At 45.3% G+C, this 24,905-nt stretch carries 20 protein-coding genes; 15 read left to right on the top strand and 5 right to left on the bottom strand.

The window, feature by feature from the left end:
- Window positions 1–164: 164 nt before the first annotated feature.
- On the bottom strand, window positions 165–1,541 hold the full coding sequence (glmU, locus tag RF007C_RS10455; RefSeq protein ID WP_037299667.1) for a bifunctional UDP-N-acetylglucosamine diphosphorylase/glucosamine-1-phosphate N-acetyltransferase GlmU: 1,377 nt from the start codon (window positions 1,539–1,541) through the stop codon (window positions 165–167).
- 56 nt (window positions 1,542–1,597) lie between these two features.
- Complete coding sequence (locus RF007C_RS10450) at window positions 1,598–2,338, bottom strand: hypothetical protein (protein WP_037299664.1); 741 nt, start codon at window positions 2,336–2,338, stop codon at window positions 1,598–1,600.
- Between the two features lie 313 nt (window positions 2,339–2,651).
- Between RF007C_RS10450 and ppdK the strand changes: the two genes are divergently transcribed.
- The 11 genes from ppdK to RF007C_RS10395 all read left to right on the top strand — a co-directional run bounded on the left by ppdK (window position 2,652) and on the right by RF007C_RS10395 (window position 16,193).
- Window positions 2,652–5,279 carry a pyruvate, phosphate dikinase gene (ppdK, locus tag RF007C_RS10445; protein ID WP_037299662.1) on the top strand — a complete coding sequence of 876 codons (2,628 nt, stop codon included), beginning with the start codon at window positions 2,652–2,654 and terminating at the stop codon, window positions 5,277–5,279.
- Between the two features lie 894 nt (window positions 5,280–6,173).
- The gene (locus tag RF007C_RS10440; protein WP_037299660.1) at window positions 6,174–7,442 is read left to right on the top strand and encodes an AAA family ATPase; all 1,269 of its coding nucleotides are present in this window, start codon (window positions 6,174–6,176) and stop codon (window positions 7,440–7,442) included.
- Window positions 7,443–7,445: 3 nt separating this feature from the next.
- Window positions 7,446–7,820: an RloB family protein gene (locus RF007C_RS10435; RefSeq protein WP_242836299.1), complete on the top strand. Its 375-nt coding sequence runs from the start codon at window positions 7,446–7,448 to the stop codon at window positions 7,818–7,820.
- Window positions 7,821–7,854: 34 nt separating this feature from the next.
- The gene (locus RF007C_RS10430) at window positions 7,855–8,268 is read left to right on the top strand and encodes a hypothetical protein (protein WP_037299657.1); all 414 of its coding nucleotides are present in this window, start codon (window positions 7,855–7,857) and stop codon (window positions 8,266–8,268) included.
- A gap of 180 nt (window positions 8,269–8,448) precedes the next feature.
- Window positions 8,449–9,789, top strand: coding sequence for a TrkH family potassium uptake protein (locus tag RF007C_RS10425; protein WP_019680286.1), 1,341 nt, complete (start codon window positions 8,449–8,451; stop codon window positions 9,787–9,789).
- Between the two features lie 164 nt (window positions 9,790–9,953).
- Complete coding sequence (locus RF007C_RS10420) at window positions 9,954–10,592, top strand: potassium channel family protein (RefSeq protein WP_037299654.1); 639 nt, start codon at window positions 9,954–9,956, stop codon at window positions 10,590–10,592.
- Window positions 10,593–10,772: 180 nt separating this feature from the next.
- On the top strand, window positions 10,773–11,345 hold the full coding sequence (locus RF007C_RS10415; RefSeq protein WP_019680285.1) for an RNA polymerase sigma factor: 573 nt from the start codon (window positions 10,773–10,775) through the stop codon (window positions 11,343–11,345).
- Window positions 11,346–11,347: 2 nt separating this feature from the next.
- Window positions 11,348–12,187 carry a hypothetical protein gene (locus RF007C_RS10410; protein ID WP_037299651.1) on the top strand — a complete coding sequence of 280 codons (840 nt, stop codon included), beginning with the start codon at window positions 11,348–11,350 and terminating at the stop codon, window positions 12,185–12,187.
- Window positions 12,188–12,206: 19 nt separating this feature from the next.
- Complete coding sequence (locus tag RF007C_RS10405) at window positions 12,207–14,651, top strand: ABC transporter substrate-binding protein (RefSeq protein ID WP_037299648.1); 2,445 nt, start codon at window positions 12,207–12,209, stop codon at window positions 14,649–14,651.
- Between the two features lie 566 nt (window positions 14,652–15,217).
- The gene (locus RF007C_RS10400; protein ID WP_019680282.1) at window positions 15,218–15,568 is read left to right on the top strand and encodes a mannan-binding lectin; all 351 of its coding nucleotides are present in this window, start codon (window positions 15,218–15,220) and stop codon (window positions 15,566–15,568) included.
- Between the two features lie 163 nt (window positions 15,569–15,731).
- Window positions 15,732–16,193, top strand: coding sequence for an NUDIX hydrolase (locus RF007C_RS10395; RefSeq protein WP_037299644.1), 462 nt, complete (start codon window positions 15,732–15,734; stop codon window positions 16,191–16,193).
- Window positions 16,194–16,239: 46 nt separating this feature from the next.
- On the opposite strand, the gene RF007C_RS10390 is transcribed toward RF007C_RS10395, so the two are convergent.
- Window positions 16,240–17,631, bottom strand: a complete 1,392-nt coding sequence (locus RF007C_RS10390; protein ID WP_037299641.1) for a GGDEF domain-containing protein — start codon at window positions 17,629–17,631, stop codon at window positions 16,240–16,242.
- Between the two features lie 409 nt (window positions 17,632–18,040).
- Between RF007C_RS10390 and RF007C_RS10385 the strand changes: the two genes are divergently transcribed.
- From RF007C_RS10385 to RF007C_RS16560, 3 genes are all read left to right on the top strand, one after another.
- The gene (locus tag RF007C_RS10385; RefSeq protein ID WP_037299639.1) at window positions 18,041–18,748 is read left to right on the top strand and encodes an ATP-binding cassette domain-containing protein; all 708 of its coding nucleotides are present in this window, start codon (window positions 18,041–18,043) and stop codon (window positions 18,746–18,748) included.
- Window positions 18,741–20,333 (top strand): hypothetical protein, encoded by a 1,593-nt coding sequence (locus RF007C_RS18070; protein WP_037299637.1) that lies wholly within the window; start codon window positions 18,741–18,743, stop codon window positions 20,331–20,333. Before RF007C_RS10385 ends, RF007C_RS18070 begins: the two co-directional genes overlap by 8 nt.
- A gap of 62 nt (window positions 20,334–20,395) precedes the next feature.
- On the top strand, window positions 20,396–21,124 hold the full coding sequence (locus RF007C_RS16560) for a M48 family metallopeptidase (RefSeq protein WP_051456625.1): 729 nt from the start codon (window positions 20,396–20,398) through the stop codon (window positions 21,122–21,124).
- Between the two features lie 29 nt (window positions 21,125–21,153).
- Here RF007C_RS16560 and RF007C_RS10370 read toward each other — a convergent pair whose 3' ends face one another.
- Complete coding sequence (locus RF007C_RS10370) at window positions 21,154–22,476, bottom strand: hypothetical protein (protein ID WP_037299635.1); 1,323 nt, start codon at window positions 22,474–22,476, stop codon at window positions 21,154–21,156.
- Window positions 22,477–22,685: 209 nt separating this feature from the next.
- On the opposite strand from RF007C_RS10370, the gene RF007C_RS10365 reads away from it, so the two are divergent.
- Window positions 22,686–23,555, top strand: a complete 870-nt coding sequence (locus RF007C_RS10365; protein ID WP_037299633.1) for an alpha/beta hydrolase — start codon at window positions 22,686–22,688, stop codon at window positions 23,553–23,555.
- Between the two features lie 60 nt (window positions 23,556–23,615).
- Here RF007C_RS10365 and RF007C_RS10360 read toward each other — a convergent pair whose 3' ends face one another.
- Window positions 23,616–24,893, bottom strand: a complete 1,278-nt coding sequence (locus RF007C_RS10360; protein WP_037299630.1) for an MFS transporter — start codon at window positions 24,891–24,893, stop codon at window positions 23,616–23,618.
- Window positions 24,894–24,905 lie beyond the last annotated feature (12 nt).

Genomic DNA, 24,905 nt, shown 5'->3' with positions numbered 1-24,905 from the left:
CTATATTTCGGAATTTCTCACCCGTTTATACGAGCAGACGATGCTCTTTTAATATGATACCATAAACGGAGGTTTTTGTCAAGAAGAAATTTTGCCGCTGCGGCACTTCCCTATTTCAAGGCATAAAAAGGCTCCGTGCCGAAGCAGCGGAGCCTTTGCGGATCTTATTTGCCAAGTTTGCTCTTGAGCTTTCTGAGGGTATAGCCCTCGTTTATCTTCATAACGCCTCTGTCGATAGCAAGGGCATAGTCGGGAACGTCCCTGGTAACGGTGGTTCCTGCGGCTGTATATACAGCCTTGCCCAGCTTTACGGGAGCTATGAGGTTGGTATTGCAGCCCACGAAGCAGTTGTCTCCTATGACACAGCGGCTCTTTGCGATACCGTCGTAGTTTACGGTAACGGTTCCGCAGCCGATATTAACGCGCTTTCCGATGTCGGAGTCGCCCACATAGGCAAGATGCGCAATGGCTGTCTTTTCGCCGATAGTGGAGTTCTTGATCTCAACGAAGTCGCCTATCTTGGCTCCTGTCTTGACCACGCTGTCGGGACGGATATGAACGTAAGGTCCTATCTTTACTCCCGCCTCTATCTCGGATTCATAAGCCTGTACCGTATGAAGGTTAACGTCGTCGCCTATTTTGCAGTTCTCGATAACGGTATTGGGACCTATCTTGCAGTTGCAGCCGATAGTGGTGTTCTTCCTGATTATGGTATTGGGAAGAATCTCTGTGCCGACGCCTATCTCAACGCCGCGTTCTATTACTACTCCGTCCGTGCAGGTGAATTCCACGCCGTTTGCAAGGTGCTTTTCAATAACTGCCATACGTGCGTATGTATTGAGTGCAAGGAGATCCTTTCTGTCGTTGGCTCCCTTGATTATATCCGCATTCTCGGACTTGTACGCGCCGGCGTTCTTGCCCTCTGCAAGAGCTATTGAAATAGTATCCGTAAGGTAATATTCATTCTGGACATTATTATTGTCAAGCTTGCCGAGAAGCTCGATGAGGTCGGCTGTCCTGAACCAGTAGGTGCCCGAGTTGACTTCCTTTATAAGGCGCTGTTCCTCTGTAGCGTCCTTCTGCTCGACAATGCCGCTGATGCCGCCTGCCGAACGGATTATCCTTCCGTAGCCGAAGGGATCGTCCAGCTCCGCAGTAATTACGGTAACTGCGTTGTTCTGCTGCTTATGTATAACAAGTGATTCTTTTATTGTCTCGGCATCGATAAAGGGAGCATCTCCGCAGAGCACAAGGGTATTGCCCTCGGTATCGTCCTCAAGGAAAGGTACAGCCTGCATAACCGCATGGCCTGTGCCCAGTCTTTCTGCCTGGAGCACTGTTCTGTACTTTCCGCCCAGATACTCGTCTATCATCTCGCCTCTGAAGCCCTTTACCACACATATATCGCTGAGCTCAGCCTCCTCACAGGCTGATATCACCCAGCGGAGCATAGGCTCTCCGAGAACCTTGAAAAGTGGCTTCGGCATATCAGCTTTCATACGCTTACCCTGTCCGCCTGCTAAAATCACTGCTTTGTTCATTGTATCTTCCTCCTGTATTTTAACTTCCGGATTTATACTCCGGCGGAAATCCCGCTTCAGCCCTCCGCAGACATATCCGCGATCTCTTCAAGCTCCTTTTCGCCGATGGGAACTATCTTCCAGCCTTCGCCGTCAACAAGCACGACACATACGGGCTCGGAAATGTCCTCCGTCTTTCCTTTATATGTCTCCTTGGCATTCATCATTATAGAATAGCCTGACTTTATATTGCATTTTACTTCCTTGTTTCCGAATACAGCGCTCATGGATTCGAAATATTTGCCTGCTCCTTCAACAGCCTTTTCGCTGAGTACGGTCTCGCCGTTAAGTTTGAGATCCTCTACCTTGCTTTCCTTGAGCTCCTCTTCCATAGCGCCTGCCATCGAGTCCATCATACCCGAACTCTTTATGGACTCTGCAACCTCTTTGGGATACATACACTCTATCATTGCCGTAGTATCAGCGCTGAGAGAGCTTTCCACATACTTCTTTACAACCTCCTTCGCAGCTTCAAGCTCGGGAGTCTGCTCGGCAGGAGTGCCGCCGTTATCCTTTCCCGCCTCTGTCTTTTCCTCTGAGTCAGTTGTCTTTTCTTCCTTGGCTTCGGTAGTCTTTTCCTCAGTGGTCTCAGCTGCGGTGGTCTTCTCGGTCTCTTCGGCAGTGGTGGTCTCGGTCTCCTTTACCTCACTGCTTTCCGCAGCAGAAAAGCTTTTAGTCGCCTTCTCGTCCTTACTGCATGAAACCGCAGAACACAGTAAAAGTGCTAATGTAATAATGACTGCATTGAATTTTTTCATGATATTAATCCTTTCTTTGGCTGTATACAGCCTTTTTCGCCGTTATGCAGCTCATACTGACGACTTTCGCCCGATAATCTGCTGCCGGCTGCGATCATGTTCTTATTTTTACATACTTTAACAATAAATGCAAGCCTTTTTCGCAGAAAACAAAACCGTTTGTTAAATTTTGTACAAACTGCAATAAAATAAAGGGGTAATTTTTGTCATCACATATATGGTATTTTTTTTTTAGATGTGTTATAATAGGTATAACTCGGATAATGTCCGCAAGGGTATCGTCCGGTAATGTTAAAAATGGAGGTATACACCAATGGCAAACAAATATTGCTACCTTTTCTCAGAGGGTAATGCCAACATGAGAGAACTTCTCGGCGGTAAGGGTGCAAACCTGGCTGAGATGACAAACATCGGTCTCCCTGTTCCTCAGGGCTTCACAATCACAACAGAGGCTTGTACTCAGTACTATGAGGACGGCGGAATCTCTGACGAGATCATGGCAGAGATCAACGAGTATATCGTTAAAATGGAAGGAATCACAGGCAAGAAGTTCGGTGATAAGGAGAATCCTCTCCTCGTTTCTGTTCGTTCAGGCGCAAGAGCTTCAATGCCCGGTATGATGGATACAATCCTTAACCTCGGTCTCAACGAGACTGTTGTTAACACAATCGCTGAAAAGTCAAACAACCCCAGATGGGCTTGGGACTGCTACAGAAGATTCATCCAGATGTATTCTGACGTAGTTATGGAAGTTGGTAAGAAGTACTTCGAAGAGCTTATCGACGAGATGAAGGCTAAGAAGGGCGTTACACAGGACGTTGAGCTCAACGCTGACGACCTCAAGGAGCTCGCTGGCCAGTTCAAGGCTGAGTATAAGGCTAAGATCGGCAAGGACTTCCCCGACGATCCCAAGGAGCAGCTCATCGGCGCTATCAAGGCTGTATTCCGTTCATGGGACAACCCCAGAGCTAACGTTTACAGAAGAGATAACGATATTCCTTTCTCATGGGGTACTGCTGTTAACGTACAGTCAATGGCATTCGGTAACATGGGTGACGACTGCGGTACAGGTGTTGCCTTCACACGTGACCCTGCTACAGGTGAGAAGAAGCTCATGGGTGAGTTCCTCACAAACGCACAGGGCGAAGACGTTGTTGCCGGTGTTCGTACTCCTATGCCTATCCAGCAGATGGCTGAGACATTCCCTGAGGCTTTCGCTCAGTTCAAGGAAGTATGCCAGACTCTCGAAAATCACTATCACGATATGCAGGATATGGAGTTCACTGTTGAGAACAAGAAGCTCTATATGCTCCAGACAAGAAACGGTAAGAGAACTGCACAGGCTGCTCTCAAGATCGCTTGCGACCTCGTTGACGAGGGCATGAAGACAGAGCAGGAAGCTGTTGCAATGATCGACCCCAGAAACCTCGATACACTTCTCCACCCCCAGTTCGATACAAAGGCTCTCAAGGCTGCTACTCCTATCGGCAAGGGGCTCGGTGCTTCACCCGGAGCTGCTTGCGGTAAGGTGGTATTCACAGCTGATGACGCTGTAGAGTGGGCTGCTAAGGGCGAGAAGGTTGTTCTCGTTCGTCTCGAGACATCTCCTGAAGATATCACAGGTATGAAGGCTGCACAGGGTATCCTTACAGTACGCGGCGGTATGACTTCTCACGCTGCTGTTGTTGCCCGTGGTATGGGTGAGTGCTGCGTTTCAGGATGCGGCGACATCAAGATGGATGAAGCTAATAAGAAGTTCGAGCTCGGCGGAAAGACTTTCGTTGAGGGAGACTACATCTCAATCGACGGTACAACAGGTAACATCTACGACGGTATCATTCCTACAGTTGATGCTCAGATCGCAGGTGAGTTCGGAAGAATCATGGCTTGGGCTGATAAGTACAGAACTCTCAAGGTTCGTACAAACGCTGATACTCCTGCTGACGCTAAGAAGGCAAGAGAGCTCGGCGCTGAGGGTATCGGTCTCTGCCGTACAGAGCACATGTTCTTCGAGGCAGACAGAATCGCTGCTTTCCGTGAGATGATCTGCTCAGATACAGTTGAAGGCAGAGAGGCTGCTCTCGCTAAGATCGAGCCCATGCAGCAGAGCGACTTCGAGGCTCTCTATGAGGCTCTCGAGGGTAACCCGGTTACTATCCGTTTCCTGGATCCTCCTCTCCACGAGTTCGTTCCTACTGAGGAAGCTGACATCGAGGCTCTCGCTAAGGCTCAGGGCAAGTCAGTTGCTGATATCAAGAATATCATCGCTTCTCTCCACGAGTTCAACCCCATGATGGGTCACCGTGGATGCCGTCTTGCTGTAACATACCCCGAGATCGCTGCTATGCAGACAAAGGCTGTTATCAAGGCTGCTATCAACGTTCAGAAGAAGCACGCTGACTGGAACGTTAAGCCTGAGATCATGATCCCGCTCGTAGGCGATGTTAAGGAGCTCAAGTACGTTAAGAAGGTAGTTGTTGAGACTGCTGACGCTGTAATCAAGGAAGCAGGCGCTAACCTTGAGTACGAAGTTGGTACAATGATCGAGATTCCCAGAGCTGCTCTTACAGCTGATGAGATCGCTGCTAATGCAGACTTCTTCTGCTTCGGTACTAACGACCTTACACAGATGACATACGGCTTCTCACGTGACGACGCTGGCAAGTTCCTCGGCGCTTACTACGACAAGAAGATCTTCGAGAACGATCCTTTCGCTAAGCTCGATCAGACAGGCGTTGGTAAGCTCATGGAAATGGCTATCAAGCTCGGTAAGCCCGTAAACGCTAAGCTCCACTGCGGTATCTGCGGCGAGCACGGCGGTGATCCTACATCTGTAGAGTTCTGCCACAAGATCGGTCTTGACTATGTATCTTGCTCACCTTTCCGTGTTCCGATCGCTCGTCTGGCTGCTGCACAGGCTGCAATCAACGAAGGAAAGTAATTCACGACTATCTCAAAATCGGCGATTTTACGCTGTTTCAGGGCGATGCGGAGATGTACTTCAAAGCTAAGTCCGAGAAGCGTGAATTCCATAATTGGCGTGACATCCGTGTAAACGTGTATGTCTGAGCCGATAGAATAGTTTCTAATAAGGCTCTCACAGTTTCGGCTGTGAGAGCTTTTTTGTGGCTTGAAATATGGGCGTTTTATGTAAATGTGCGTTTTAGTTGACGGTTTTTTACGTAAAATGCGTTTTTACTTGACACTTTTTTATCATGGTATAATCGATAAAAAGTGCGAGGTGATGCCTTATTACTGCGGTAACTGAATTTTTGATCGAGCTTTGTGATTTTGATCCGCTTGAACCTATTATTGCGAGCAAATACTATAGAGAAAAGGACCTTAATTATCGCTGGAGCGAGGCATACTATTATAAGCTACTTGAAAGAGCCTGCAAAGAAAAGAAACTGATCAGACTGTGTAATGGTTTGTATTGTCGACCGAAGTTTACTCCTTTTGATTATAAGTTGACAAATGATGATATTGTGGAGATCTTTACTGCCTCGGGACGAGGATTTTAAGTCGGTGAAAAGATGTTCCATGACACCGGAATCATGTTAGGTGATTATATAACCAGAACAGTTTATACTTCTCAGCTGCGTGACAGCAAGATGAAGATAGGAAATCTTAGGAGAAGGATAGGAGTATGATAGTAGTTATTAGTATTTATAGGTAAAACGTAATAAACCAGAATTCCCATAGGTCATTTCTATGAGGATTCTTTGATACGCATACAAAACAGCATCTAAATGAGATTTTTTCTCAATTAGATGTTGACATTTTGCTTTTTTTGAGTATAATATATAGTAAGGAGATTATAAGGAGGCATAATACTATGTTACTACAGTTCAATTATAAGAATTTTAAATCATTTAAAGATGATACAATATTAGATTTATCGGCAACAAAGATTTCTGAATTTAATAACCATGTTGTTTCTATTGCAAATGAAAAGGTATTGCCTGTCGCGGCTATATTTGGTGCGAATGCAAGCGGAAAGTCAAATGTTCAGGAAGCTTTCAGATATATGTCAACGTATGTTATCAATTCACTTGATTACGGCGATGAATCTGATTCAAAGAAAAAATCAAAGTTTTTCAAGCCAACCCCATTTTTATTTGATAGTACCAGCAAAAATGCCGAATCATCATTTGAAGTGTATTTTATAGACTCAGAAAAAAATGGTGCAAAGACTTACAATTATGGATTCACAGTCGATAGTAATGGCGTATGTGAGGAATGGCTAAACTATAAGTCTAAGTCATCGAGAGGTGATTTCAAGCGTATTTTCTACCGTAATGGAGAAGATTTCGATTTTGCAGGTATTCCTGCTAAAAGTCGAGAGAACTTGATCATCGCATTAGAAAAGGAAACCCTTGTTGTCTCTCTTGGTGCCAAGCTCAAAATAGCAAAGCTTAAGTTTATAAGGGATTGGTTTGTGCATAATGATTTTGCAGATTTTGGCAGACCAATCGAGAACTTTTTCTTATCTCAGCTTATCCCGGAAGGATTTGAAGAAGATAAAAAGGTTCAGCAGAAGGTCGTTGACTACTTTTCATCATTTGATCCGTCAATAATTGGTTTTAACGTTGAAGTTATCAAGTCTGAAGTCGATGATGCAGATAAGCAGTTCAGAATTGACGCAGTTCACAAAATGATAGATTCCGATCAGACAACATCTATCCCCCTTCAGCATGAATCGGCAGGAACGCTTAAGATGTTTGCGTTATATCCTATGTTACAGGATGTGCTGTCAACGGGTGGAGTTTTCTTTATTGACGAGCTTAATGCCAGACTTCATCCCCTTCTTGTAAGAGCATTTGTTATTACGTTCCTTGATCCAGAGATCAATACTAATCACGCTCAGTTGATTTTTACATCTCATGACTCATGGCAGCTTAACGGCAATATCCTTAGAAGAGATGAGATCTGGTTTACAGAAAAGGATTCAAACGGAATATCATATCTCTTCTCATTGGCTGATTTTGTAGATGAAGACGGAGTTAAGATTCGCAAGGATGAGAATTACGAGAAGAACTATCTTTTGGGCAAGTACGGAGCAATACCGACTCTGAAGCATTTTGATATGTTCAAGGGGGAATAAAGTATGGCTCATGTTGAAAGAAACGGAAAGCGAAAAACTCGTGATCAGATGGTCAAAAGAAGGGTCCCTGAACTTGGATATTACTTTATAGTAACCGATACAGAAGAAACAGAACAAAATTATATGTATGGGCTCAGGGATTCTATTCCTAAAGAACTGCAAGGCAAATTGGTCATCAAGGTTATAAAGACCAAATCTAATAATCTCGTTGAAGAAGCAAGAAATCTTGCCTCCATCAATCCGCAGTATGGCGAGATATGGATAATCTTTGATCGTGATAAGGTCAAGAACTTTGACGAGATAATTTGCCAAGCTGAGGATAAAGGCATTAACGTCGGCTGGACTAATCCATGTATCGAGGAATGGTTCAACGCTTGAAAAACTGGAAAAGCGTCTGAACAAACTCATCTCCATGAGAGCTGACGATGAGATCACAAAAGAGCAGTTCATGAACATGAAGTCGGAAGTCGATACGCAGATAGCTTCTTTGCAGGGGCAGATATGTGAGCTTTCGCCTACGGAGAAAGTCACAGAGACAAGTGATGTTCCCGACTACGACGAGCGTATCACTCTGCTGAGATATGCTCTTGAACGGTACACTGATTTTGACTCCGATGAGGATATTCCCGAGGCAGTTATCGAAGCATTTGTAGAAAAAATTGTGGTGAATGAGAACTCCTTCGATTGGTATCTGCACTTCACAGGCGATGACAAAACTCCGAAAACGTGCAATGTGGATGGCAATAAAAAAGCCCATAAAATCAAGCTTTTCGGGGCATCATATGCGCCTGCGTTGGTGGAGGGCTGCTCAGGCTGCTATTGCTGACAAGAAATAATTCTTGACGGAGAGATAACTCAATAAAAGCATCCAGTCCTCACAGTTTCGGCTGTGAGGACTTTTTTTCATTTGACAATTGCAAAATCTCTCTGTCTATGGTATAATATTTAAGCTGTAAAAAATACACGTCAAAAATTTTATAAACCACTTATGATTCGGAGATATTATATGAAAAAGGATAAAGTGAAAAAATCCAGCCATAATCACAATTCATTCAGGGTAATAAGCATTGGTTTCATGATACTTATTCTCACAGGAGCTCTTTTGCTCATGCTTCCGATATCATCACAAAGCCGAACGGTCACGCCCTTTAAGGATACGCTGTTCACAGCAATTTCAGCTTCCTGTGTTACAGGTCTGGTAGTTAAGGATACAGCAACACACTGGTCTTTATTTGGTCAGGCAATAATATTGACTCTGATCCAGATAGGCGGTATGGGCGTTATTACAATAGGTCTGATGATAACAAGGCTTTCAGGGAAAAAGATCGGATTGGGCTTTCGCGGTATGATGCAGGATTCTATTTCGGCCCCTCAGGTGGGAGGCATTCTCACTCTGACAAAATTCATTCTCAAAATGACAGCTTTGTTTGAACTGACAGGTGCGGCACTGTTATATCCCGTATTCTGCCATGATTTCGGAGCCGTAAAAGGTATCTGGTATTCCCTGTTCCATTCGGTATCCGCATTCTGTAATGCCGGATTCGATCTTATGGGAGTTAAAGAACCTTTTTCATCACTGACCTCCTACGGCGGCAATATATATGTAAACACTGTAATTATGCTGCTTATAATCATCGGAGGCATCGGATTCCTTACATGGGATGACGTTATCCAGCACCGTCATCATTTAAAGAAGTATCGTTTGCAGTCCAAGGTCGTGCTCTTCACAACAGCAGTATTATTGCTTCTGCCTGCCATATTCTTCTTTTTTTCGGAATACTCGGATGAACCGTTAAAAGAGCGGATACTTCATTCTTCATTCCAATCCGTGACGGCGAGAACAGCAGGCTTCAACACAGCTGACTTTTCGGTAATGCGCGAAACAAGCGCAATGCTTATGACAGTGCTTATGCTTATCGGCGGATGCTCGGGTTCAACTGCCGGAGGAATGAAAACCTCCACTGTTGCCGTACTGTTTCTCTCGGCATTGAGCGTTTTCAGGCGCAAGAACGATGTCGAATGTTTTAACCGCCGTATTTCCACTGACACTATACGTACTGCCGGTGCCATACTATTTATGTATATCTCACTTTTCCTTTCAACAGGCATTGCGGTAAGCCTTATTGAATCTCTTCCGCTTACAAGCTGCCTGTTTGAAACAGGTTCCGCTCTGGGAACTGCGGGGCTGACTCTCGGGATAACCACATCTCTTTCCTTACCCTCGCATATTATTCTTATGATACTTATGTTTGCAGGAAGAGTCGGCGGCTTGACGCTGATATATGCTGCATTCGCGTCAAATAATGATGTCTCAAGACTTCCGCAGGAAAAAGTCACTGTCGGATAATAATTATTGTCTTGCTCAACAACTAAAAATGAGCTTGACATAAAGGAATGTGACGCGCAAATTCTCTGTTTTATAAGGAATTTGCGCTCCCCGAGCACAGTTCGGGGAAATAACCGCCTTGCGGCGGTTATTGAGTATACATCAATTATAAAGGAGTAAAAATTATGAAATCAGTTTTGATAATCGGTGCAGGACAGTTCGGTATACATATAGCAAAGCGTATGTCGCAGCTCCGTTGTGAGATAATGGCAATTGACAGCAATGAAGAACGTATAAATACCATATTGCCGTTTGTAACAAACGCTCAGATAGGCGACAGCACAAACCCTGATTTTATGCGCTCTCTCGGTATACCGGATTACGATGTTTGTATTGTAACGATCAGTGACAGCTTTCAGGATTCACTTGAAACCACTGCTTTACTGAAAGATCTCGGAGCTAAAAAAGTTATTTCCCGTGCTCAGAATGATGTACAGGAGAAGTTTCTCCTCCGCAACGGAGCTGACGAAACAGTATATCCCGAGAAGCAGACTGCTATAAGACTTGCAACAAAGGAAGCCTCCGACGATATTCTTGATGTATTCCAGCTTGACCGTGATCTCAATATTTATGAGGTACGTGTGCCGAAAGCATGGTATAGCAAGACAATAGCCGAACTTGACATACGCAAAAAGCACAATCTGAATGTTATCGCAGTACGTATCAAAGATCAGCTGGTCCTGCCTACGCCCGATATGGTGCTGAATACAGATGATGCCATGCTTATTCTGGGAAGTATGAGGGATATTCAGAAGGCATTCTGAAAACAGATCTTATGATAAATCGTACTGCCATATAAAACAATAGAGTCCTCGCAGTTCCGGCTGTGAGGACTTTCAGCTTAAGGGAAAATCCGTTTAAAAATTTTTTTGGAAAATATGTCCGCCAAGGACTTTTAAGAACGATTATTAAGACGAACATGTTCAAAGGGGTGAAAAAGGAATATGACAGACAGTCAGCTCAGAGAACTTATGAAAGGTCCTTCTGAAGTATGGCAGCGCGCACTGTATGATGAATACTGTACCTATGTCTATACTATTGCAGCAAATAATCTTCGGTCGTGCGGGACAGCTGAGGACATTGAAGAATGTACGGCTGATATATTCGTTGACATATTCCGTTCACTGCAATCGGAAAAAACTTACAGCGGCGATCTGAAATGGATCATATCCACTATCGCAAAAAGAAGCTCTATCGATTTTTTCAGGCGTATTTCGCTAAAAAATAACAGGACAGTGCCTATAGACGATGTTACAGCTTTTTATGAAGCATCTGAGAATGATATTGAAAACGCTTCGGAACGAAAGGAACTGAAAAGGATACTCATAGACTGTGTAAAAAAGCTCGGGGATCCCGATTCGTCTATCATTATCCGTCATTATTATTATGGCAGATCGTCCGGAGAGATCGCTTCGGAGCTGAATATGACAGCAAGCTCTGTACAGAAAAGGATCCAGCGTGCGCGAAAAAAACTTAAAAACCTGCTGTTCAAGGCAGGTGTGGATGCGGAGTGGTGAGAATGAAAATAGAAGAATTGTTTAACGGCGATCTGACTGAACCTGACAGGAACAATGCGGATAAAACTTCCGAGCTTCCGGCTGAACTGAAAGAACGGATATTTTCACGCATACAGTGCAAGATGCTTTCTCAGCAGGACGACCGCATATACAATGACAGCGTTTCGGGCGTTGAAAGGTACAGAACGTCTGTATTCAGAAGATTTCTCGGTGTTTCTGCTTCAGTTGCCGCAGCCGCTGTTATAACTATAAGCTCACTGTATATCTGCGGGAGCAGAAGAGAAGTAAAAAACGACAAGAAAAATTCTGTTCTCAATTCACTGGAATATTCCGACCATGCCGCTATTGCAAAGCTTCTCACAGAAGAGTTCATTTCAGCCTCGGGGTATATAAACGGAGACGTAATCACCGCAGACACGTCAAGGCATTTCTACGAATACAGCTCACGCAATTCGGAATGGCAGGGAGAAGATGTGGATTATTATATGATCGACGACAAAAGCTTTGACAGCTGCTCGGAAATATATGATACGATCTGCATGACTGTTACCGATGAGTATTTCGATACCCTAAAGAACAGCGGCGGTTCATATCTCAGCAGAAGCATTGATGAAGCTGTCGAAAGCTCAGGTAATACATCTGCTCCTGTTCTGGTCGAATACAACGGTATGCTCTATACCACAGAGAAAAATACCGACGCATCACCGGCTCCTTCTGAGCCGCAGATACAGAATAATGAGAAATACGGCTTTTCGGCCTGTGTCAGCACGGACAAGGAATACGTATTCGATTTTGTATGGAACGGAAAACAGTGGAGGATAAATGATGTGAGAATGTCTTAAACACAAGAAAGGACATATTATGAAAAAAATAATATCTTTTTCGGCAGCGCTTGTGATAATGCTGTCGGGATTAAGCGCAGTATCATGCGGAAAACGGACAAAAGAGAATAATGATATAAAAACCAATAACACCTCGGACGGAGTTTCAGAGGAGAAGCTGCCAGGGTATGCAAGTCCGGGCCCAAAGGTCGATGTAAGCAGCATCACAGGATACTATACCATGGAAACAGTAAAAATGCCTGATGACGCGGAATATATATATTCGGTATCAAATGCGGAAAATGATGAGTTTCAGATATTGTATATGCCGAAGAACTCGCGCACAAAAAGAATATACCTGTCAGACAGGGATCTGAGCTCTTTTTCCTTTATTGAGAGAGAGCTCCCTGAAGAAGCAATTTCAGCCGATTATTATGAGATTATAGCAAGCGATACGGATAAATATTCCGACGCCAGCGTTATCTATCTGATAGAAGATCACGGCGGTCTTAAGATGCCCGAAGAAAATGACAGGGATTTTGACTATGAAGCATATTATAACAACTGCGCTGCTTCATTCCTTCTGGTGAATTATGCCGATAATAAAGTAGTCAGCTCTTTCCCCATTGAGTTCCCGGACAGTGATGCTGATCCAAACGGCATATTCAGCATCTTTGAATTTGATGATTATCTGCTGATCTTAAGAGACTCAAGCATAATATTCCGTATAAACAAGGCGGACGGCTCTGTAAGCGAGATCACCAGGCTCAAAGCAGATGAAAACTGTGAAGATCTTTGGCTTGCTCCGTTTCATTTTATAAAAGACAGAGACGGCGATCTGTATGTCCTTCGTACCAATACTGAAGATTGTGATCTTGAAAATCAAGAGAGACCCGGCAGACCCAGCGGTATAAAGTATGAGCTTTGCAAGCTGGAAGGCGATTCACTTTCAGAACCGTTTATAACTTTTCATGATGATGACTGTAATCCTCAAACGGGGTACGGAAAATACAAATTCATTTATCTTAACGACACTGCTTTATACGGTATATGTGACGACGGCAGTCAGGAAGAGATAATAAACTGGTATAATTCCGATCTTGAGCCAATGTCGGTTTTTCCTGTGGGAAACGATGAATTTATCGGCATTAAAGCTCCCCCTCCGGAGCGCGAGGCAACAAGTGAGCTTGTGAAGCTTAAACCGGGGGATATTTCAGCTCTTGCAGAAAAAACCGAACTTACCATCGGTGTGCTTGTTGCGCCAAATGATTCTCCTGTTGAAACACTGAGAAAGGAATTTAATGCCGCGAATGACAGGTATCATTTAAAAAACGTAGTATACGGTGATCCGAATGAATTAGTTCGGGGTGATGAGAGTAGCGGATATGCAGATAACAGCCATGAGGTATTCACTAAAGCATATTCACAGCTCTGCGAGGATATTCAGAACGGAAACGGTCCGGATATCGTTATGGGACTTTATTACGGGGATTTTTATAGATTGGCAAAAAACGGAGCACTTGCGGATATGGATCAGTTCCTTGACGGAAGAAGCGGATATACCCGCGACGACGTGTTCCCTGCTATCACTAAGGCAATGTCTGCAAAAGACGGTAAGATATACGGTCTTCCCGCTTCATTTACCTGCGATTGTCTGTTCGTAAAAAACAAATTCTGGGACAAGCCCACATGGACTATGGACGAGATGCTGAAATTCTATGATAATGCTCCCGACTCGGCTGTTAATATGTATAATTACATTGTAAGGTCAAGTATGTTTGAAGCCTTGAAAGATTCTGCATATGACGTCATAGACTACGATAAGGGCGAATGTCATTTTGACAGCGATGATTTCATAAAGAGGCTTGAATTCTCAAAACGCTTCCTCCCCTATTATGAGGACGGCTTAGGCGAGATCTATGATTATCCGGAATTCTCTCAGGAATACAGGAACGATATGTTCAAGTGGTTCGGCGCTGACAAGACTCTTGTTATAAACGGAGCGGCAGATACATGGATAAACATAATAAAGGATATCCAGGGCAACGGTGAGGAGATAAACCTTGTAGGCTATCCCACTGATAACAGTGAAAGAGGCGGTATGATAAGGCCAATGAATTGTTATTACATTACTTCCTCCTGTCAGGATAAGGACGGCGCATGGGAATTCGTTGCAAAAGCTCTCGGAAACAATCAAGGCATTTATTCGTGCTTCAAGCCCGAAACCAGGAATATAATCAACAAAGAGGTAGGTGTCGAGCATACAGCAAGCGGCATTCCTATCCCGAGCCTTACGACAGAACAGGCTGATATGCTGTATGATTATCTGTGCAAGTGCAGCAATGCCGCAGTTGAATACGATGATGATATGACAACTGCTATCTATGAGGAAGCCAATAAATATTTTACAGACCTGTGCTCGGCAAAGGACGCCGCAAATGCTATACAGAGCCGTGTATCGGAGATAATGAAGAAGTATAGATAGGTTCGGAACTATCTTTCTCGAAAGACAATTCAATAATAACATCAAGTCCTCACAGTTTTCGCGCTGTGAGGACTTTTTTGCTCAGGAAGCTGTGCTGCTTCTCATTTTCGGGACCTGAAAAAAACGGAAATTTTTCTCTTTTTTCTTCCCGCGGCAGCTTATACGCTTCATATCCCCCTATTTTAAGCCTTGTGAAGATTTTTAGAATTTTTGTACGAAAACACTTGACATTTGAATATATTTATGTTATAATGAGCATAAGAAATAAACAACCTCTATATTCCAACTTTAAAACTTTTACATTATCATCCCGGAATTCAATTTATCACCTGACTCACCACATACTTTAATGCTATTCGCTTCTGTACAATATCACATTCACCGAATGTAAGGATATTAAAAGTGTATTTCATTAGGTATGAAATACACTTTTTTATTTTTCATTATATGCGGCGGAAAGAAAGGCGTGCCACCGCCATGGTCAGTTCTTCTGCCGATAAAATATAATGACATAAAAATGAGACACGTATACATCATTATCAATATTAAAATTGGAGGTAAAAGTTATGGCAAAGTTTACAGTTGACGTCCCCGCAGGACCAATATTCAATCAGGAAGATGCAGAAAAGAAATGTCCAATCGTTTGTGCAGCACACCTTGGAAAATGGAACGGTCAGTGGACAACAGTAGTTCCCGGAGCAATGAGCGTTTGCGGATGCGAATATGATACGGATAATACGGGTACTACAGAACTGATACTGGATGTTGTGGCAGGTCCCATCTGGAATCAGGACGACGCAAAGGTAAAATGCCCGATAGTTTGTGCTTCTTATGGCGGAGAATGGACAGGCGAATGGCATACTCCCGAAGAGACCTGGGGCAAAATGAGCGTATGTCAGTGCAAATTTAAGTTCTAAGCAAAAATAAAAAAACTCCCCTGAACATTCATGTGCTCAGGGGAGCTTTTTCGGTATACAGGTTATCTTCGGAAAAAATGCAGCTTTAGCCGTGGCTTTTCCTTGTTGACTTGCAGCGGTAACTCTGATATAATAGATAAAAAACGCGCAAAGGAGCTTCATAATGGGATATATTTTAGACCTTCGCAAGACACTCGGCAGCAGACCGTTTATCATGGCAGGTGCGGGAGTGCTGCTGATAAATGAGAAAAACGAAATACTTCTCGGCAAGAGGACAGACAACGGCTGCTGGGACTATCCCGCAGGATCAATGGAGCTCGGAGAGAGCTTTGAGGAGTGCGCACGCAGGGAGGTACTTGAAGAAACGGGGCTTTTATGCGGAAAGCTCGAATTCTTTATGGATCTTTCGGGGAAGGATACCTTATATAAATACCCTAACGGCGATCAGGTATATCTTGCGGTGATACTGTATATATGCCGTGATTTTTCGGGCGATATGAAGGTACAGGAAAACGAGGTCATAACGCAGAAGTTTTTCGCTCTTGACGCTCTTCCCGAAAACTCCGATCCCCTCGGCCTCGGACTGCTGGAAAAGGTCAGGGAGCATATAAAAAACAAGCATTAAAACAGGCAGCCTTAAGGCTGCCTGTTTTAATGCTTATATCCCGTGACTACCTGTACTTGCGCTCGGGATGGCGGGTATAGTATTCGTTCTTGTCCGTATACATTCTTTCATCGGCAAGTCTCATTGCTGTGCGGATATCCTCGCCTTCTTTTACAAAGCAGGTACCAACTGCAAAATGCACATCCTTTGCGGCAGCAGCCTGCTCATGAAGGCTTTTCACCCTTTCTTCAAGAGCATTTTCGTCTATTCCCTCGGCTATCAGCATAAACTCGTCTCCGCCCGCACGGTAGACCTCGCTGTCGTAGAATACTTCCCGGAGTATAGACGCAGCATTCTTAAGGATATTGTCTCCCGCACTGTGTCCCTTCTCATCGTTTACACGTTTAAGGCCGTTAAGGTCGGCAAATACCACTGCATAGGGGTACTTTATCTTCATTTTCCCCGAGACTATATCGTCCACCACATTATTCATTATATTTCTGTTCTTTACTCTTGTCAGCATATCTATGGAGCTGAGCATCTCCAGCTTCTGCATGAGCTGATAATTGGCTATTTCCGAAGCTATAAAAAACGTGGTGAGCTCAAGAGTCTCCTTTATTTTCACCGTATTGTCCACATTGAAGTTTGTAGCCCACATATACCCCAGCGTATCGCCGTTATAATTCAGGGGGAACAGTACGATACTTTTGACCATAGCTATTTCAAGAGATCTTTGCCATACTGGATTATTAACCCGCAGCCATTCCATATCGTGCTCATTCTTTATTATAACGCAGGTACTGTCGCCGATAGTGGCGTCCCATGTATCGCATACATCAAAAAAACTGTCATCAAGATAGGTCTCCATGGGAAGCAGGCCGCAGCCCGGTTTTATAGCTTCACAGAACGAAGTGCAGGTGCGTTCCGCCTTATCTGCAAGAAGCACGCAGCAGTGATCTGAGTCGCATATCTGACGAATATCCTCTATTACTTCATTGAAGGCCTGACGGATATTGTCCGAGCCCCTCAGCTTTATGCAGGTCTTGAGCACAGCCGATGAAGTGCTTGCGGAAAGGCTGGCTCTCTGTTCCGAATCCGCATGAGGAGTGACCTCATAGGAGTACACGCAGTAGCCGGTATTCTCCTTATCCGATTCAAGGGGAAGCAGGAACATATTCAGCCACAGTCCCATCTGGGGCAGACTGACATAGGTATGCAGAGGCTGTCCGAGAAAAGCGCAGCGATAGCAGAAGTCCTCAAAATTCTTGTCCTGCGGCAGATACTCCTGATAAGGAGAATCAGGTACAAACGCCTTGTGCATCACATTGAGCATATCATCGCAGTGAGCCTTGTTGCCTGCGGCTATGCGGATATTTCCGTACTTCCCGTCGGGAAACCTTTCAACAGACATTATGCAGGTCTTGGTCTTATATCCGCTAAGCAGCTTATCGAGATCCATATTTCACTTACCTCCTCTGCAAACAGCCTGGCAGAAACGTTTTTCCCAGATCCTGTTACAAATCCGGCAGGCATTATTTTTGTTTATATTATATATTATATCACTGAATATGTGGAAAGTCAATGTTTTATATGCTCAGCATATTTCACAAAAAGTCCCCAGAAACTTCTGCATACAGCTCTCCGCGGAGCAGTTATGCAAGGAAATAGGCTGCAATAAAGCCGCCTTCACGGACGCGGAAAAGCAGACGGGAGTTATGGGGTTTTTCTTCTTGTACTTTATTGTTTTATCACGGTATAATACTTCGTGAAAATATTGACGGATAACTTGCGGAATGATATAATATATATAAGACTGAGGCAGGGGAAAATGCACAGTCTCAATGATATAAGTATTGGAGGATAAAAAAATGATATTTACCATCGAACACCTTTCAAAAAGATTTGACGCCAAGGAAGTTCTACGCGACATAAGCTTTTCCTTTGAATCGGGAAAGATCTACGGGCTTCTCGGCCGAAACGGCGCAGGAAAGACTACGCTGTTCAACTGTCTCAACGGCGACCTCAAAGCCGATTCGGGCATATACACCATCCAGGACACAGCAGGCACCCGCACGCCTGTACCCGATGATATAGGCTATGTGCTTTCAACGCCTACCGTCCCCGAATTTCTCACAGGCCGCGAATTCCTCAAATTCTTCTGTGATATACACTCCGGAAGGATAAAGGGCATACGCCCTCTTGACGATTACTTCGATTATATCGGCATCGACCGCATGGATCGCGACAAGCTGCTGAAGGACTACTCCCACGGTATGAAGAACAAGATGCAGATGCTCATAAATATTATTGCGCAGCCAAATCTGCTGCTGCTTGACGAGCCTCTCACATCCCTTGACGTAGTTGTCGCCGAGGAAATGAAGGACGTTCTCCGCAGCATCAAGTCCGACAGGATAACCATACTTTCAACCCATATAATGGACCTTGCACTGGATATGTGCGACGAGATAGTTCTCCTCAGCCACGGCGTCCTCGAAAAGGTAGACAAGAACAACCTTGACAACAACGATTTCAAGGACAAGATAATCGCAGCACTGAAGGAGGAGACAAATGTTTAAGACTTTCCGCATCTCCTTCATGCTGAAGAATACATACCGCACCAATGCCATTCTTCACGGCATAAAGCAGCTCCCCTTCATAGGAAAGCTGATACCCGATACGGTATACGGTATGCCTGCCTTCAAGATAATAGCATATGTCATCGCGATCATATACGAGATATCCACCCTTCTCATCTGGAAGCTCGCTTACTTTTTCTTCTTCATAGCTCTATGGACTATGATAGGCGACGTAAGCCGCCAGCTTCAGCCGGAATTCTTCCTGCATCTGTTAATACCGCTGACTATAACGGGAGCTTTCATACACAACTTCATGTTTGAAGCTGAAAAGCACAAATACTATGCCATGATGCAGCTGAATATGGACTCACGGCAGTTCACTCTTGTTAATTATTTCTATGAGCTGGCCAAATACTTCATCGGCTTCCTTATCTGCGGACTGCTATTCGGCCTGATACTGGGGCTCCATATCTGGGAGTGCCTGCTCATACCGGTATTCGCAGCCTCTGCCAAGACACTGGTATGTGCCTATCAGATAAACCGCTTCAAGCGCGGAAAGCCTGTGACCAATTCGTCCTCTCTGCTAAAAAACGGACTGTTGCTCATCGGACTCTGTCTGTTTATACCCGGTCTCTACATAACGGGCTTACTTGGCTTTACAATACCGAGATACGCTTCATGGGCAATAATAGCCTTTGTCATAGCAGGAACAGCACTGACCTGCCGCAGTATTTTCAGCTTCACGGAATACCGTGCAATGAATAAGGAAATACTCTCATCTCAGCTGATAAACCAGATGGACAAGAGCGCTCAGCGCAGGATGATAGTAGACAGAAACCGCAAGATAATCAGCCTTGACAAGAACATATCCAGTAATAAGAACGGCTTTGAATACCTTAACGAGCTCTTTATCAAGCGCCACAGAAAGACTCTCTGGGGGAACTCCATAATAATCACCGCAGTTATCGCAGGTCTTATAATACTCGCAAGTGTTGTCTGCATAATGGTACCGAAGGTCGGCAGCGGCCTCAACGAAACGCTTATGCGTTCACTCCCCTATTTCTGCATAATAATGTACGCCATAAACCGCGGTATGTACTTTACTCAGGCACTTTTCATGAACTGCGACCACAGTCTGCTGACTTATTCCTTCTACAAGGAGCCGAAGTCCATACTCTCTCTTTTCCGCATCAGGCTCCGCGAGATAACCAAGGTAAATCTGCTGCCTGCGGCAACAGGCGGCGCAGGACTCGCACTGCTGCTGTTCCTGTCAGGCGGCACCGACAATCCGATAAACTACGCAGTGCTTTTTGTATCCATATGCGCAATGAGCATATTCTTCTCCGTACACTATCTGACGATATACTACCTGCTACAGCCCTATAACGCAGGCACGGAGATCAAAAGCGGCACCTATCAGGTAATAAATATCGGCACATACATGGTATGCTTCTTCTTCATGAACGTAAAGCTCCCTACGCTTTACTTCGGCTTGTCCACCATAGCATTCTGTGTGCTTTACTGCATAATAGCCTGCATACTGGTATACAAATTCGCACCGAAGACATTCAGAATACGCACATAAGAAAAAACATCTCCCCGCTACGGTGGGGAGAGTCTTTTTCGCAAACATATACAGGAGTAACAATGAAAGTCATATCATCCGAAACACGGACAGTTACCGCAGTCTGCGGCAGTATAGAATATACTCTCGAACGCAAAGCCGTCAGGAATATAAACCTGCGTGTGCGCAGGGACTGCACTGTTTACGTATCTGCTCCGCGGAGAGTTCCCGTAAAGGAGATAGAGGCATTTATACGCCTTAAAAGCAGCTATATAGAGCAGGCAAAGGAATACTACAAAAAGCTTGCCGCAGCCGCAGCTGTTAAGTCTGTTTTTGCCGACGGCAGCACAGTAAAGCTCCTGGGAAAAGACATGGTGCTGAAGATAATACCCTCAGACCGCCGTGAGGTCACCTGCGACGGCAGCTGTATTTATATCCGTACAAAAAATACCGACATCAGCCATGCGGAGAAGCTTTACAGAAGCTGGCTCAGCGATGTATGCGAAAAGGAGCTCGGCAATATCCTCAAAGAGGTACACAAGGATTTCATACCTCTCGGCGTACCGCTGCCGCAGCTGAAAATACGCACCATGAAGGCAAGATGGGGCAGCTGCCATTACAACAAGGGCATGATAATGCTGAACCGCCGCCTTATAGAAGCACCGCGGCACTGTATCGCTCACGTAGCTGCACACGAGCTTTGTCATTTCTTATATCCCGACCATTCAAAGGAATTCTACCGGCTGCTGGACAAAATGTGTCCCGACTGGCGCCGGGCAAAAGCACAGCTGGAAAAGCTGGTGATACTGTAAAAAGCTCCGCATATGCGGAGCTTTTTTTATTACTTCTTCTTGATATTTGTCTCGACCTTGCATTTTGCGTAGAACTTGCCCTCAACAGCCTTATAGAGGTCGTCAAGGTTCTGATAGCCTACATAGAGAACGTCGTCGATAGCGAATGCGTCGCCTGATACTCCGAAGAACTGATAGTAAGAAGGCTCGTTATAGGTGGAAGCGTCAAAGTCCTTGTCGGCATTTCCGGGTGTGAGAACATTCTCGTAGTAAGCAAAGTAGTAGTATACGAAGCCGTCGTCCTTCTTTGCTTCCGCAGCCTTCTCGGTAACGGGCTCTGTAGTCTTTTCCTCGGTCTTTTCAGCAGTAGTTGTAGTCTCTTCATCCTTGTCCTTCTTTTCGGCAGCAGTAGTGGTAGCAGCCTCGGTCTTCTCGGCAGTAGTTGTAACTGCTTCTGTCGTAGGCTCTTCCTTCTTCTCTTCTCCGCCCTTCTTGGCAGATGTGGTAGTAACCTTGTATACATAGCAGAGAGCGTTCTTCATGCTGTACTCGTCCTTCTCGGGGATGTAGAGATTTACGCCCAGGAGCTCAATATCCTTGAGCTTCTTATTCTGCCAGTTCTCCTTTACATCATCCATGAAGCGGTCCTGAGCATACTTATCCATCTTGTCGTAGGACTTCTTCTCGATCTCGGAGATCTTCTTTACATACTGCTGAAGTCCTTCAACGGTATACTCCTTCTCAAACTTCTCGGGCATATATCCCTGACTGAAGCACTCTTCCTTTGTGCTGTCCTCGCTGTAACCGAAGGTGATCTTGACCATGTCGCCGTTGCTGAGGCCGTAGCTTGGATCGGCATAGAAGCTGATATAGTCCACGGGAAGCTTGTCGGAATCGAGAACGATGCTGCCGTTGGGACCCACGCCGTCGTAGCTTACGCTGAGGTAATCGAAGGGATCGAACTTCTTGGCTTCCTCAAGATCCTTAACTTCAATGGTCTTGTCGGACACTTTCAGCTTGATCTTGTATTTTTTCTCAAGCTTTTCAATATTGTCGTCCGTCCACTCAAAGACGATCTTGTCTCCGTTGGACAGCTCCCTCTGCTTATCGAGAGAACCGCCCAGATACTTCTTCAGCTTTCCCGCAGCTCTTTCGATAGCGTGATCGTCCTTTTTGCTCTTGATACCGAATGCCTTGAGGTTATCTGTTACCATCTTCTCATAGTCGATGTCGCAATCGGCAGTTGCAACGGTGTCAAGACCGCTGAATTTGACTTCAAGGTAATCATTGGGATCAATGGAAGCTCTGCCGCAGCCCACAAGGAGCACAGCAGCAGGAAGCAGCGCCAATGGTTTCATAAATGTTTTTTTCATCATACCACCCCTAAAAAATAATTTATATTAACATTATAGCAACTGCGGATACTTTTTTCAAGTACCTGAATGTTATTTTTTCAGAATATTTCAATCCTTGGAAGAATAACTCCGGAACACGGGTTGACAGCCAAACACAGGGCTGTTATAATAAAACAAAAAGGTGCAGAAGCGCGTAAAAAGCGTATAATGCAGGAAAGGAGCCCTGTATGTCCCTCGGTGCGAGAATATTTATAATGATGTGCAGAAAAAGCGACAAAAAGCGTGATAAAGGACTCACCGTACCTCCCGGGGTAGAGACTCAATGCGGTATTTCCTACGGCAGCTTCGGCAAATGGAGCCTGCTGGACGTTTACCGTCCCAAATCAGTTGAGGGAAAGCTCCCCGTGATAGTCAGTTTCCACGGCGGCGGCTGGGTATACGGTGACAAGGAGGTATACAGGTATTACTGCATGGAGCTTGCAAAGCGGGGCTTTGCCGTAGTGAACTACAATTACCGTCTTGCCCCGAAGTACAGGCATCCCGCTCCCCTCGAGGACACCAACGCAGTATTTTCATGGATAATGAAGAATAAGGACAGCTTCGGCTTTGATACAGATAATATATTCGCTGTGGGAGACTCCGCGGGAGCCACAGGCATAGCCCTCTATGCCTGCATACTCACCTCCCCGTCATACGCCGCGAATTACAGCTTCAAGCCTCCCGCCGGACTTAAAATAAAGGGACTTGCCCTCAACTGCGGAATATACGACAATGAGAAACGGTTCGGGGGTGCAAAAAGGCTGGATTTCGTATCAAAAGAAAGCTTTAAGAAGAGCTTGTCGGAAATGACCGTATGTAAGCATATCACAGAGGACTTCCCTCCCTGCTTTGTGATGACAGCCAACGCCGATGACCTCAGCGCGGAATCTCCGCCCTTTGTGAAGATCCTCGGTGAAAAAGGTGTCCGCCATATCTACAGGGAGTACGGCACCGACGACCACAGGCTCTATCATGTGTTCCACTGTGACGCAAGATCCGAAGACGCTGCAAGGGTAAATGACGACGAATGCAGCTTTTTCAGGGAACTTATGGGATAAAATACAGCCCCGGAGCAGCTTTTCCATCTGCTCCGGGGCTTTTTCACATTTAAAGCTCTGTTATTCTTTTTCTCTGCGCAGTATAAGTGTGAACACCGTACACACAGCCACACCTGCAACGCCCAGAACAGCAAAGAACATAGCTGCTCCCGAGCCTTTTCCGCTGCCGAACAGTACCGTCAGCGCACTTCCGTCGTTCCTGCCCGCCATAAAAGGCTCGAACACACTGTCCACCAGTGCTCCTCCCGCAAGGAACCCCACGGGTATGGTAAAGAACTGCATGGTATTGCGGCAGGCGTATACTCTTCCCTGCATTTCAGCAGGAATGGTGCTTCTCAGTATCACATCGAGATTAGCGCCCATCAGCGGAATGAATATCCAGCCGCAGACAGCTCCCGCACACCACCATGGCACTGAGCCGCCGAAGGCAAGTATGAAGTTTTCCGTGCTCATGGAGAAGAAAAGAGCCATACATATAGCCTTGACGCGGCTTTTCGGCGCAGGCAGCGCAGAAGCGATAATACTTCCGATAAGTGAAGCAGCTCCCACACAGCCGTTGACTATGCCCAGTGCAGTCTCGTTGTTTCCCGTCTTTGAAAGCACCATAGCGGGCAGAGCCGCATTATATGCCGAGGCAACAAGGTTGATTCCCGCAAGGAAGATTATGAGCTTCAGTATCAGCGGATTATGCTTCAGCCAGCCCATGCCCTCACGGACGGACTCCATGAGAGAAGCTTCCCTGCCGCCTTTTTTCGGCGGTTCGGGTATGGGTATAAAAAACATCAGCGTTATGAATGCCGCTGAAAAAGTTACAAGGTCAACTGCGATAACGACGCCCATGCCGCCGAAGGCAAAAAGCGACGCCGCCAGAACAGGCGCTATGATGGAATTCAGTGCCTGCGAGAACGAGCGCAGTCCGCTGGTCTGCTGATAGAACCTTTTGGGTATGAGCTGTGTAGCCGCCACTTCTCCCGCAGGCTGCTGAACAGTGTTCATAAGTCCGTTCAGAGCGTTTATTACGTAGAGATGCCACGGCATAAGAGCATCAGCCTTTATAAGCAGAAAGGCTGCAAAGGTAGTTGCCGCCGCGAATAGATCGCATACGAGCATTGTAGCTTTTTTGTTCCATTTATCGCTGAGAGCTCCCGCAAAAATGCTCATGAGCACATAGGGCGCGTAGGAACATACCGAAAGCATAGCTGTTTTAAGCGCCGAACCGCTTCCGAGGTACATCCACAGCACCAGCGCACAGCTTGTCATACTGCTTCCCAGCGTGGAAAGAGACTGAGTGCTCCATAAGAGCAGCCAGCTCCTGCATTCTTTTATATTCTTGAACATAATGACTTTGCT

The sequence above is a fragment of the Ruminococcus flavefaciens 007c genome (genome assembly GCF_000571935.1).
Classification (GTDB): Bacteria; Bacillota; Clostridia; order Oscillospirales; family Ruminococcaceae; genus Ruminococcus; species Ruminococcus flavefaciens_F.
The sequence above is the reverse complement of the archived record's forward strand: the minus strand, read 5'-3'. Positions and strand labels throughout refer to the sequence as shown.